Source organism: Microbacterium hydrocarbonoxydans (genome assembly GCF_023715885.1).
Lineage (GTDB): Bacteria > Actinomycetota > Actinomycetes > Actinomycetales > Microbacteriaceae > Microbacterium > Microbacterium hydrocarbonoxydans_C.
Genome location: NZ_JAMBOY010000001.1, coordinates 586837 through 598986 on the forward strand (window position 1 = coordinate 586837; position 12150 = coordinate 598986).

Genomic DNA, 12150 nt, shown 5'->3' on the forward strand with positions numbered 1-12150 from the left:
ATGACCAAGGAGCTCCGCCGCCTGAGCATCGTGATGCTCTTCATGTTCCTGTCGCTGTTCGCCGCGACCAGCTGGATCCAGGTCGTCCAGGCCGATTCCCTCGGGCAGAACAGCAACAACCGCCGCACGCTGCTCGACAGCTACGAGATCCAGCGCGGGTCGATCATCGTCGACGGCGTCGCGATCGCGACCTCGGTGCCGTCCGACGACAAGTACCAGTTCCAGCGCGTCTACACCGACGGCGCGATGTGGGAGCCGGTGACCGGCTACTTCAACCCGGCGCTGCAGTCGGCGACCGGCATCGAGCGAGCGCTGAACGCCGACCTCTCCGGAACAGGATCGAGCGCGTTCTTCTCCGAGATCGAGCGCATCCTCTCCGGGCAGCCGCAGGCCGGTTTCAGCGCCCAGCTCACGCTCGACGCCGCGGCTCAGAAGGCCGCCTACGATGCCCTGCAGGGGCTCGAGGGCGCCGTGATCGCGATCGAGCCGAGCACCGGCCGCATCCTGGCCATGGTCTCGACGCCCGGCTTCGACACCAACACGCTCGCCACGCACGACGCGGACGCCGCGAACGCGACCTACGATCAGCTCGACGCCGACCCGGCGAAGCCCCTGTCGAACCGCGCGATCGCCGGCGACCTGAACCCGCCGGGGTCGACGTTCAAGCTCGTGGTCGCGGCCGCGGCCTACGCCTCCGGCGAGTACACGCCCGACTCCGCGCTGCCGAATCCGGCGCGGTATCAGCTGCCCGGCTCGAACAACACCGTCGCGAACGCCTGGGGCGGAACCTGCGGCGGCGGCGAGACCGTCACGATCTCCGAGGCCATCCGTCTCAGCTGCAACATCCCGATGGCGGAGCTGGCTGTGCAACTCGGCGACGACCGCATCCGCGAGATGGCGGAGAAGTTCGGTTTCAACCAGAGCTTCTCCACACCGCTCGAGTCCACCGCGTCGAGCTACCCGCGGGCGCTTGACGACGCGCAGACCGCGCTCACCGGGTTCGGGCAGGGCAAGGTCATCGCCACTCCCCTGCAGATGGCCATGGTCGCCGCGGGGATCGCGAACGACGGGGTCGTCATGAACCCGCGCCTGATCGACTCGGTTATCGGCAACGACCTCTCGGTCGTGCGCTCCTACGACGACACCGAATTCGGTCGTGCGCTGGAGGCGGATGTGGCCGATCAGGTGACGGCGTCCATGGTCGCCAGCGTCTCAAACGGCGCAGCGCAGGGTGCAAGAATAGACGGGGTCGACGTGGCCGGTAAGACCGGCACGACCGAGAACGGGAACGACAGGCCGTACACGCTGTGGTTCACCGGTTTCGCGCCGGCGGACGACCCGACGGTCGCAGTAACGGTCCTCGTCGAAGACGGCGGCGGACAGGGGCAGTCAGGATCCGGCGACACCATCGCCGCCCCGATTGCAAAGAAGGTCATAGAGGCGGTGCTGGGCAGATGAGACCGACGCAGGGTGTGTCGTTCGGTGGTCGCTACGAGCTGCAGTCGCGAATCGCGATCGGCGGCATGGGCGAGGTGTGGGAGGCGACGGATCACGTCATCGGACGCACCGTCGCGATCAAGATCCTCAAGGACGAGTACATGGGGGACCCCGGTTTCCTCGAGCGGTTCCGCGCCGAGGCGCGCCACGCCGCACTCGTCAACCACGAGGGCATCGCCAGCGTGTTCGACTACGGCGAGGAGAACGGCAGCGCCTACCTCGTCATGGAGCTCGTCCCCGGCGAGGCCCTGTCGACGATCCTCGAGCGCGACGGCTCGCTGAGCGCCGACAAGACGCTCGACATCGTCGCGCAGACGGCATCCGCCCTCCAGGCCGCGCACGCGGCGGGCCTCGTGCACCGCGACATCAAGCCCGGCAACCTGCTGATCACACCGGACGGCCGCGTGAAGATCACCGACTTCGGTATTGCGCGCATCGCCGACCAGGTGCCGCTCACCGCGACCGGCCAGGTCATGGGCACCGTGCAGTACCTGTCGCCCGAGCAGGCTTCCGGCCACCCGGCCTCCCCCGCGACCGACATCTACTCGCTCGGCATCGTCGCCTACGAGTCCCTCGCCGGCAAGCGTCCGTTCACGGGCGAGTCGCAGGTCGCGATCGCGATGGCTCAGATCAACGAGCAGCCGCCGCCGCTGCCGCCTACCGTGCCGATCCCCGTGCAGAACCTCGTCATGGCGATGATCGCGAAGAAGCCGGCCGACCGGCCGTCGTCCGCGGCGACCGTCGCCCGCGCCGCTCAGGCCCTGCGCCGCGGCGACCTGAACTCCGCCGCGATCGCCGTCCCGGCCATCGCCACCGGCGGAGTGGCGGCAGACGACGCGACCCGACTGCTCACGGCATCCGGCGACGTCGGAGCCACGCGCGTCCTCCCCACCACCGCTCAGGTCCCCACCGAGGCGGCCGCGGAAGAGGAGGCCGAGAAGAAGAAGCGCAGCCGGTGGACGTGGCCTCTCGTCGCGCTCATCGCTCTGCTCGTCATCGTTCTCGGAGGCACGATCTGGGCTCTGATGAACCAGGGCGACGGAAAGGACGCCGACCCCACGCCCTCTCCGTCGATCTCTTCGGCTCCCCCGCAGACGCCGACGCCCACGCCGACCCCGACCGACACGTCGGTCAACGTCGACTCGCTGGGCCTCGTGGGTCTGTCGTGCCAGGAGGCACTGAACACAGCGACGCAGGCGGGACTCGTCCCTCAGTGCCGCGTCGGCAACACGCCTGCCCCGTCTGACGACCTCGTCGATGTGGTCGAGACCGTCGACCCGCGCGGAACCCTCGAGAAGGGCGACGCCATCACGCTCATCACCTACGCGCCCCGCGTCGAGATCGGCGCACCCGGTTCTGCCCCCAGCCTGTCGGGCACGCCGGTCGCGGGTCAGCAGATCCAGTTGAACTGGACAGCTTTCCCGTGCCCGTCGGGCACGGGTCCGATCAACGCGTATGAAGTGACGATCACCAACGCCACGTTCTCCGACGGCTCGACGACCCGCAACTTCCCGCCGAGCCCCCAGAACACGCAGATCACCCCGGCCAACGACCCGGCTCTGCAGGTCACGGCCACGTATCGGGCGTTCTGCGGCGACCGCCCATCGGGCAACTCACCTCAGCTCACCGCTCAGATCACTCCGGCCGAGGGCGCCGGCGGCGAGGACACAGGGGATTAGGGGTTTCCACGCCGTAGGCTGAGCACTTCATCAGGTCGTATCAGGGGGTCAGTACGTGTCGACAGAGCCACGCGTTCTCGCGGGTCGCTACCGCGTCGACGAGCTCATCGGGCATGGCGGGATGGCCAAGGTCTACCGCGGGTACGATCTGACGCTCGGTCGCGCGATCGCGATCAAGATCCTCGACGCCGATCTCGCCCGAGACACCGCGTTCCGCACGCGCTTCCGCCTGGAGGCCCAGTCCGCATCGCGTATGTCGCACCCGTCGATCGTGCGGGTGTACGACGCGGGCGACCCGTCGAGCAGCACCGGCGACGGGTCGGGTGAGCCTCCGTACATCATCATGGAGCTCATCAGCGGCACCCTGCTGAAAGACATCATCGCGCGCGGACCGGTCCCGGTCGAGGAAGCGGTGCGGTACGTCGACGGCATCCTCGAGGCTCTCGATTACTCGCATCGGGCCGGCGTCGTGCACCGCGACATCAAACCGGGCAACGTCATGGTCACCGACAGGGGCCAGGTCAAGGTCATGGACTTCGGCATCGCGCGCGCGGTGTCCGACTCCTCCTCGACCGTCGCCGAGACGACCCAGATCATCGGCACCGCCGCCTACTTCTCTCCCGAGCAGGCGAAGGGCGAGCCCGTCGACGCGCGCGCCGATCTCTACTCCACCGGTGTCGTGCTGTACGAGCTGCTCACCGGGCGCCAGCCGTTCCGCGGGGAGTCTCCGGTCGCGGTCGCCTATCAGCACGTCAGCGAGACCCCGGTCCCGCCGACGGAGGTCAACGAGGACGCTCCGCCCTCCCTCGACCCCATCGTGCTGCGCGCGCTCGCGAAGGATCCGTACCAGCGCTACCCGGACGCCGCGCACTTCCGCGCCGCGCTCGACGCGGCCGTCTCCGGACAGGCACCCAGCCGCAAGGAGATCGGCGCGCTGACCAGCGAGCTGTACGGCCCGAGTCCCCGCCAGGCGCAGGAGACCGCGCGGTCGCTGCGGCAGCTCAGCACCGACACCACCATGGCGCGCACGCAGTCCGGTCCCCCGGTCGCATGGATCTGGGCCGGCGTCGCATTGCTCGCCGTCCTGCTCGCCTCGGTGCTGTTCTGGGTGTGGACCATCAGCATGCGGCCCGACGACATCCCGTCGAGCTCCCGCACGGTGCCCGACCTCGTGAACGTGTCCTCCGAGCGCGCGCAGGAAGACCTGAACGAGCTCGACCTCACCGCGAAGCTCGTGCTCGAACCGAGCAACGACATCGCCGAGGGCAACGTCACCCGCACCGATCCCGAGGGCGGAACGACCGTGAGCGAGGGCGATTCCATCACCGTGTACGTCTCCTCCGGCAAGGAGACGGTCGTCGTGCCGACGCTCGAGGGCCTGTCTCTCGCCGCGGCGCGAGACGCGCTGACCCAGGCCGGCCTCGAGCTCGGCACCGTGATCCAGCGGAACGACAAGGGCCTCGCCGCCGACACCGTCATGGAGGCGAGCGAGGCGGCTGACGCCGAGGTCGCACCGAAGACGGTCGTGAACCTCGTGGTCGCCAGCGGACGGGTGACCCTGACCGACGTCTCCGGCTGGACGATGGATGCCGCGACCGCCGAGCTCGAACGGATCGGCCTCACCGCCAGCCCCGTCGAGCTCACCGACTGCCCGCCGACGAACCCGCCCACTGTGGCGTCGATGTCGGTGGCGCCCGGAGACGTTCCCGTCGGGTCCACGGTCGAACTGCGCTACTGCGCAGCCGCCGCGGGCGGCTGACCGCCACCCGCCTCCCCCCGACGTGTCGTCGACTCAGGGGCTCAGCGACCCTCCCCCGGGTCGTTGAGCGAGGAAGCGAAGCGACCGAGACGAAACGCGCTACGCCCGCACGAGCGGATGCAGTCGTTCGGCGCGGGCTACGGCATCCTCGTCGCCGCACTGCGCGAGCCAGTTCGCGAGCAAGCGATACCCGCCCTCAGTGAGGACGCTCTCGGGGTGGAACTGCACCCCCACGACGGGCAGGCTCGTATGGGCGACGGCCATCACCGTGCCGGTCTCGGTGCGCGCGGTGACGATCAGAGACGCGGGCAGCGATTCCTCATCGAGGGCCAGGGAGTGATACCGCCCGGCGGCGAACGGGGACGGGATGCCGTCGAACAGCCCCGATCCGTCGTGAGCGACCTGCGAAACCATGCCGTGCATGAGTTCCGGCGCCTCGGTCACCGGGCCGCCAAGGGCCTCCCCGATCACCTGATGGCCGAGGCAGACGCCGAGCAGCGGCACGCGCGACGACATGGCGATCCGAGCGGCGTCGAGGCTCGCTCCCGCATCGGACGGCGTCCCCGGTCCGGGCGACAGCAGGAGGCCGCGGAAACGGGGCAGCAGTCGCTCGAGCTCGGCGGCGTCGACAGCATCCGCCTCGACCATCTCGACCTCGGCGCCGAGCTCATTCAGATACCCGACGAGGGTGTGCACGAAGCTGTCGTGGTTGTCCACGACGAGCACCCGGGTCATTCGAGGTCGACCTCGCCGGGAGCGATGATGGGGCTGATCCACGGGAACACGAACCAGAACAGCGCGTAGAGCACGGCCGTGACGAGGACGAGCACGATGAACAGCTTGACCCACCACGGGCCGGGCAGCAGGCGCCAGAGTGCGGCGTACATGATTCCTCTCGGTCCCTTCGGTCAGATCGACGGCGCGGCCGGAGGCGGGGGCGGGTCCGTCAGCGCCTTCGGGGGCCCCTCGGCTCGGGGCTGGAAGCTCTCGAAGACGCCGTAGGCGACGATGCGCTCGGCGAGCGAGTAGAGCGGGGAGCAGGCGGTGAGGGTGATGTACTGCTCACCGGTCTGCGCTCCGGGGATCTGCGGGACGTCGAGCAGCACGTCGGTCTGCGTCGGCTTCACGTACTCGAGCGTGCGGAACCGATAGGTGAACCAGCCGTCGATCGTCTCGACGACGATCGCGTCGCCGATCTGCAGCTTGTCGAGCTGGTTGAACGGCTTGCCCCAGGTCGTTCGGTGGCCGGCCATCGCGAAGTTGCCGACCTCGCCGGGCATCTTGGAGTTCGTGTAGACGCCGATCCCGAGCTTGTCGAGCGTGCGGGCGCGGCTGGTGCCGCCGAAGATGCCGACGTTGTACTCGGATCCGAAGCGCGGGATGTGCATCTGCCCCAGCTGCTCGGTGTCGGCGGGACGCGCGGGGATCACGGGCTGATACGCCGTGGTGCCGTCCGGCCGCTCGAAGGTCTCGGGCAGTGCGGGGGGCGGGGCCTCGGCCCACTCGCGTGACACCGCGGCGCCCTCGTCGTTCTTCTGCGCGCTGATGATGATGTCGCCGATCCACATCTGCCACGCGACGAACAGCAGCACGAGCACGCCGGCGGTGAGCAGCAGCTCCCCCAGCACGCTCGTGAAGGTGGCGCGCGATCGAGGGCGACGGCTGCGGCCACGTCGCTCCCCCGAGACGACGGATGCGGTCATGGCGAGATCCTATCCCTCCGGCCTGTGCACAGAGCCGGAAGCCTGCTTTCTCGCGGGAACAAAGGCGACCCGGGTACAATGTCGGCATGGCCCGAGACCCGAAGACCGAAGAGCCCGACGCACCCCGCGCCGAGGGCGAGTCCGCCCCCAACGCCGTGTGGTTCAAGCCGGTGATGATCGGCTTCATGCTGCTCGGACTCGCCTGGATCCTCGTGTTCTACATCTCCGGGATGCAGTTCCCGATCCCCGGACTCGACAACTGGAACCTCGCGATCGGTCTCGGCATCGCCCTGATCGGGTTCCTGATGACCACCCGCTGGCGCTAGATCGCCCCGCTCACGCACGAAGGCCCCTCGCACCGCGAGGGGCCTTCTTCGTCTCTCCGCTGGGTGTCCGTCCCCAGGTCTCCACAGGTCTCCACAAGGTCACCACAGAGTTATCCACAGGGTTGTTCACACCTGGGGATGAATTACACCCATGTTATTCACACCTGTTAACGAACCTGTTAACAACCGCTGATCAGGAGTAGATCGACGTGATGAGCAGAGGAGGGACGAAGGCGACGACGACGAGGAGGGCGATGGTCACCGCCGCGATGAGCACGATCTGCCACACGCGCTGCTCACGGCGCCGCGTGCGCGTGAGGATGAAGGCGAGCAGTGCGCCGACGACCGCGCCGCCGAGATGCGCCTGCCAGGCGATGCCGCCGATGAAGAATCCGACGACGAAGTTGATGCCGAGGATCACGAGGATGCCGGTGACGTTCGCACCGATGTGACGCCCGACGATCAGCAGGGCGGCCATGAGGCCGAAGACCGCGCCGGAGGCACCGACTGTCGCGGTGCCCGGGGCGAGCAGAGCGACCGCGACCGACCCGCCGAGTCCGCTGATGAGGTAGAGCGCGAGGAACCGCACGCGGCCGAGCATCGGTTCGAGGCTCTGTCCCAGCATCCAGAGCGCCAGCATGTTCAGCGCGAGGTGGATGAAGCCGCCGTGGGCGAAGACGGCCGTGAGCAGTCGCCATGGTTCGAACGGCGCGCCGAAGAGCTCGGGGTAGAGGTAGGGCCCGGCGAACAGCAGCTGCTGCGTGATCGCGGGACCCATGCCGGGAACGAGCTGCAGCAGGCCGATGATCGACGTGATCAGCATCAGCGCGTAGGTCACGGCCGGATTGCCGCTGCGCACTGCGGCCATGGTGGACGAGCGTCCGCCCCAGCGTCGCTCAGCTCGCTTCTGGGCGGGAGTGCGGTTCTTGCGCTCCTCCTTCATGCACTCCGGGCAGATGACGCCGACCGCCGCCGGGGTCTGGCATTCGCCGCAGATGGTGCGGAGGCACCGCTGGCAGAGCACGAAGCTCTGCCGATCCGGATGCCGGTAGCAGAAGTTGTCGCGGTTGTCCGCGAACTCAGGCGTGGTCATCCGGATCGGCCAGCCTCGGTGTCAGGCCGCGACGATGTCGATCGACTGCAGCACGACCGGCTCGATCGGGCGGTCGCCCGCGGCGGTCGGCACGGCTCCGATCGCGGCGACGACGGCCTTCGAGGCGTCGTCGGCGACCTCGCCGAAGATGGTGTGCTTGCCCTGCAGCCAGGGGGTCGGGTCGGTGGTGATGAAGAACTGCGAGCCGTTGGTGCCCTCGGCCTTGCCGGTGATCGCGTTGCGGCGCAGACCGGCGTTCGCCATCGCCAGGACGTACGGCTCGTTGAAGTTCAGCTCGGGGTGGATCTCGTCGTCGAAGTTGTAGCCGGGTCCGCCGACGCCCTGACCGAGGGGGTCGCCGCCCTGGATCATGAAGTTCGGGATGATGCGGTGGAAGATGACGTCCTTGTACAGAGGACCGTCGCCGGGCTTGCCGGTGGCGGGGTCGGTCCACTCCTGAGTGCCGTCGGCGAGACCGACGAAGTTCTTGACCGTCTTCGGGGCGTGGTCGCCGAAGAGGTTGATGACGATGTCACCGTGGTTGGTGTGCAGGGTTGCGACGTGAGAAGCGTGAGGCATGACCTCATTCTCGCAGAGCTTCCCGTGTGCGAGCCCTGATCTAGCGCTGTTCGTCGCCCGACGCAAGGCCTCGGTGATTCCTCGCCCCTTCCAGGGTGGCGTGGCAAGATGGGGAACCCGTACTCCAAGCGACAGGAGAGCATCGTGAGCATCAGCCGCAAGCGGAAGAAGGAACTGCGTCGTCTCCAGAAGGACGCCAACCAGCTCTGGGAGAATCAGCAGGTCATCGTCGGACACGCTGCCGATGTGGCGCGCGAGGCGGGGCGTCAGCTCGGCAACTTCGGGCGCGAGCAGGTCGCACCGGCCGTGCAGCACACCTACGACCGCCGCGTGGCACCGGTCGTCGACCAGGGCGTGCGCTTCGGCAAGCACGTCGTCGACGACAAGGTCGTCCCGATCGTCGGCGGGGTCGTCGGCAGCGCGCTGACCGCCTGGGACGTCGCGAACGCGAAGCGTCACGGCATCGAGAAGAAGATCGAGAAGAAGGTTCGCAAGGCCACCAAGCCGCAGAAGAAGGGCCCGGGCATCGGCTCGGTCATCGCCCTGGTCCTCGGCGCGGCCGCCGCTGTCGGCGTGCTCTACGCCGCCTGGCAGGCCCTCCGCGCCGACGACGAGCTCTGGGTCGCCGACGACCCGCTGTCCGCCCCCGAGGCGTGACCGACTTCGAGTCCCCGGCCGCCGAGCCGGCGGACGTGCACGCCCGCGTGCGCGCAGCCGCCGCTGCTCGCGATCTCGACATCGAGATCCGCGAGCGGCCGGCGGCCCGCAGTCTCTTCGAGGCGGCCGAACTGCTCGGCATCCCTCCGGAGGGCATCGTGAAGACCCTTGTGGTCAAGCGCTCGGACGACACATATCTGTTCGCCCTCGTGCCGGGCGGTCGCTCGATCTCGTGGGGCAAACTCCGCGCCGTCGTCGGGGTGAACAAGCTGCGACTACCGGAGGCCGAGCTCGCCCTCGCCGCCACCGGCTACGAGCGCGGCACGATCGTGCCGATCGGCAGCACCACGGACTGGCCCGTCTACGCCGACGAGACGATCGTCGGTCAGCGCATCGCCATGGGAGCGGGCACGCACGGCTACAGCCTCTTCGTCGACGCCGACGACCTCATCGCCGCGTACGGCGCGACCGTCGCCGACATCTCCGTGCCGGAGCAGCCCCGCGACTGAGCCCTCTCCGTCATATAAGGCCGGCCATGCGCAGCGAGATGTCGACGAGCTTGACCCGTTGCAAGTCGCCGATCGCCTTCAGCGGGAACCACTCCGCCATGTCGGTCGATCCGTCGGCCTCGTACTGCAGACGTCCGCCCGACACCGTCGCGCGGTACACGATGCGCAGGGTGTGCAGCGGCTGATCCGACTTCTGGACGCGCTGCGACGCGGGAATGACGCGCGAGTGGATGCCGAGCAGCTCGCCCACCTTGACGGTGTAGCCCGTCTCCTCGCGAAGCTCCCGCCGCACCGCCGCTTCCGGGGCCTCGCCGGGCTCGAGTCCGCCGCCGGGCATGGTCCACGCGACACGGCGCCCCTCGATCCACCGCGCCAGCAGCACCCGCCCGTCGTCATCGGTGACGACTGCGTATGCCGCGACACGCATGTCCATGCGTCCCACCCTAACCGCCGGGGAATGAACGGCGCCCGTTGGGTCGACGCCGAATCGATCACGAATCGAGAAGCGGCGGTCGACGCTGCCTCCGTAGGGTGAGGTCATCACCGATCACCGATCACCGGTCACCGGTCACCGGTCACCGGTCACGAGAGGAGCCGATATGGCGAAGAAGGACAGCGGTTTCAGCGCGGAGGAGCGCGAGGCCATGAAAGCGGCGGCGGCCGACAAGCGCACGGCGCGCTCGCGGGCGAAGAAGTCTCCGGAGGAGGTCAGGGCCGAGGGCGAGGCCGACCTGAAGGCGGCGATCGAGAAGCTCAGCGAGGAGGATCGGGCGATCGCCGAGGGACTGCACGCGCTCGTCTCAGACGCGGCACCCGACCTCATCCCCCGGACCTATTACGGGATGCCGGCATGGGCCAAGGACGGCAAGGTGCTGTGCTTCTTCCAGCCGGCGAGCAAGTTCAAGACACGGTACGGCACCTTCGGATTCGAGCAGCCCGCCAATCTGGACGAGGGAACTCTGTGGCCGACCGCGTACGCCGTGCTCGAGCTCGACGATGCGAACCGGAAGTTCCTCGCGGAGCGCGTGCGCGCGGCGGTGAGCTGAACGACGGGTCGAGCGCGGTGGCACGGCATTTCGCGACGAACGACGGGACACTAGCGTGGATGCCGTGAGCACAACGCCCTTCTCCGCATCCGTGTACGCCGCCCGCCTCGACCGCGCCTCCGCTCTCGCCGCCGGCGCCGGTCTGGATGCGATCATCGTCGGTCCCGGTCCCGACCTGCAGTACCTCGTCGGCGTGGAGGGCGACACGATCGAGCGCCTGACGGCCCTCGTGCTCGGGCCGGGCATCGCGCCGACCGTCGTCGTGCCGCGCATGGAGCTCGCGAAGGTGCGCAGCACCGCCGTCGGCGGGCTCGGTCTCGCCGTCTCCGACTGGGTGGATGGAGACGATGCGCACACTCTGGTCGCCGACGTGATCGCCGGCGCCACCCGCGTCGGGGTGTCGGACGCCCTCCCCGCCCTCCACGTCATCCCGCTCGCCGACCGCCTCGGTCTGCGCCTCGAGCTCGCGACACCCGTGCTGCGCGAAGGGCGCATGATCAAGGATTCCGATGAGATCGCGGAGCTCCGCCGCGCCGGCAGCGCGATCGACGCCGTGCACCGCCGGGTTCCGGAGTGGCTGCGCGCCGGACGCACCGAGCGGGAGGTCGCCGCCGACATCGCCGAGGCGATCGTCGCGGAAGGTCACCGAACAGTCGAGTTCGTGATCGTCGGGTCAGGGCCGAACGGCGCCGACCCGCACCACGAGGTGTCCGACCGCATGATCGAGGACGGTGACGTCGTCGTGGTCGACATCGGCGGAGCGGTGCCGAGCGGCTACAACTCCGACAGCACCCGCACCTATGTCGTCGGCACGCCCGACCCGAAGGCAGCCGAGGGCATCGCGGTGCTGGTGCGGGCGCAGCAGGCCGCGGTCGACGCTGTCCGACCGGGCGTCACAGCCGAACAGGTGGATGCCGCGGCGAGAACCGTACTGGCTGACGCCGGACTCGACGACGCGTTCCTGCACCGCACCGGTCACGGCATCGGCGTCTCCGTGCATGAGGAGCCCTACATCGCGCCCGGGAACGACCTCGTGCTGCGCGAGGGGATGGCGTTCAGCATCGAACCGGGCATCTACTTCGCCGGGGAATGGGGCTCGCGCATCGAGGACATCGTCGTGGTGACCGCCGACGGCTGCGAGCGGCTGAACACCGCTCCGCACGGCCTCACTGCCGTCTGACACGGCGCCTCGCCGCAGCATCCATCCGCTTCACCGCAGCCGTTCGGAAGGAGATACCGCTTCGGAGGGAGGAATCCGTGCAATTCCTCCTTCCGAACGCGATTTCTCCTTCCGAACAGTCG

14 protein-coding genes are annotated in these 12150 nt (G+C 68.7%); 8 read left to right on the top strand and 6 right to left on the bottom strand.

The window, feature by feature from the left end:
- The 3 genes from M3195_RS02815 to pknB are packed head-to-tail and all read left to right on the top strand — an operon-like array spanning position 1 to position 4935.
- A complete protein-coding gene (locus M3195_RS02815) occupies positions 1-1458 on the top strand; it encodes a peptidoglycan D,D-transpeptidase FtsI family protein (protein WP_251585013.1) in 1458 nt (485 codons plus the stop codon).
- On the top strand, positions 1455-3176 hold the full coding sequence (locus M3195_RS02820) for a protein kinase domain-containing protein (RefSeq protein WP_251585014.1): 1722 nt from the start codon (positions 1455-1457) through the stop codon (positions 3174-3176). Before M3195_RS02815 ends, M3195_RS02820 begins: the two co-directional genes overlap by 4 nt.
- 55 nt (positions 3177-3231) lie before the next feature.
- Positions 3232-4935 (top strand): Stk1 family PASTA domain-containing Ser/Thr kinase, encoded by a 1704-nt coding sequence (gene pknB / locus M3195_RS02825; RefSeq protein ID WP_308211566.1) that lies wholly within the window; start codon positions 3232-3234, stop codon positions 4933-4935.
- Positions 4936-5034: 99 nt separating this feature from the next.
- Here pknB and M3195_RS02830 read toward each other — a convergent pair whose 3' ends face one another.
- The 3 genes from M3195_RS02830 to M3195_RS02840 are packed head-to-tail and all read right to left on the bottom strand — an operon-like array spanning position 5035 to position 6638.
- Entirely contained in the window at positions 5035-5670 is a 636-nt protein-coding gene (locus tag M3195_RS02830; RefSeq protein ID WP_251585016.1) for an anthranilate synthase component II, read from the bottom strand.
- Entirely contained in the window at positions 5667-5822 is a 156-nt protein-coding gene (locus M3195_RS02835; RefSeq protein WP_251585018.1) for a hypothetical protein, read from the bottom strand. The genes M3195_RS02830 and M3195_RS02835 overlap by 4 nt, the downstream gene beginning before the upstream one ends.
- Before the next feature lie 21 nt (positions 5823-5843).
- Positions 5844-6638 carry a class E sortase gene (locus tag M3195_RS02840; protein ID WP_251585019.1) on the bottom strand — a complete coding sequence of 265 codons (795 nt, stop codon included), beginning with the start codon at positions 6636-6638 and terminating at the stop codon, positions 5844-5846.
- Positions 6639-6724: 86 nt separating this feature from the next.
- Between M3195_RS02840 and M3195_RS02845 the strand changes: the two genes are divergently transcribed.
- A complete protein-coding gene (locus M3195_RS02845) occupies positions 6725-6964 on the top strand; it encodes a cell division protein CrgA (protein ID WP_096714156.1) in 240 nt (79 codons plus the stop codon).
- Positions 6965-7157: 193 nt separating this feature from the next.
- Here the strand turns inward: M3195_RS02845 and M3195_RS02850 are convergent, their stop codons facing one another.
- Together M3195_RS02850 and M3195_RS02855 are read right to left on the bottom strand one after the other, a co-directional pair.
- Entirely contained in the window at positions 7158-8057 is a 900-nt protein-coding gene (locus M3195_RS02850; protein ID WP_251585021.1) for a rhomboid family intramembrane serine protease, read from the bottom strand.
- A gap of 21 nt (positions 8058-8078) precedes the next feature.
- On the bottom strand, positions 8079-8636 hold the full coding sequence (locus tag M3195_RS02855) for a peptidylprolyl isomerase (RefSeq protein WP_251585022.1): 558 nt from the start codon (positions 8634-8636) through the stop codon (positions 8079-8081).
- 144 nt (positions 8637-8780) lie between these two features.
- Here M3195_RS02855 and M3195_RS02860 point away from each other — a divergent pair, with 144 nt between their 5' ends.
- Both M3195_RS02860 and M3195_RS02865 read left to right on the top strand, forming a co-directional pair.
- Positions 8781-9293, top strand: coding sequence for a DNA helicase (locus tag M3195_RS02860; protein WP_251585024.1), 513 nt, complete (start codon positions 8781-8783; stop codon positions 9291-9293).
- A gap of 47 nt (positions 9294-9340) precedes the next feature.
- Complete coding sequence (locus M3195_RS02865; protein WP_251585326.1) at positions 9341-9802, top strand: aminoacyl-tRNA deacylase; 462 nt, start codon at positions 9341-9343, stop codon at positions 9800-9802.
- 10 nt (positions 9803-9812) lie between these two features.
- Here M3195_RS02865 and M3195_RS02870 read toward each other — a convergent pair whose 3' ends face one another.
- Positions 9813-10235: an NUDIX hydrolase gene (locus tag M3195_RS02870; protein WP_251585026.1), complete on the bottom strand. Its 423-nt coding sequence runs from the start codon at positions 10233-10235 to the stop codon at positions 9813-9815.
- Between the two features lie 166 nt (positions 10236-10401).
- Between M3195_RS02870 and M3195_RS02875 the strand changes: the two genes are divergently transcribed.
- Together M3195_RS02875 and M3195_RS17050 are read left to right on the top strand one after the other, a co-directional pair.
- Entirely contained in the window at positions 10402-10848 is a 447-nt protein-coding gene (locus tag M3195_RS02875; protein WP_251585028.1) for a hypothetical protein, read from the top strand.
- 64 nt (positions 10849-10912) lie between these two features.
- The gene (locus M3195_RS17050) at positions 10913-12028 is read left to right on the top strand and encodes a M24 family metallopeptidase (RefSeq protein WP_251585030.1); all 1116 of its coding nucleotides are present in this window, start codon (positions 10913-10915) and stop codon (positions 12026-12028) included.
- The last annotated feature ends 122 nt before the right edge of the window (positions 12029-12150 follow it).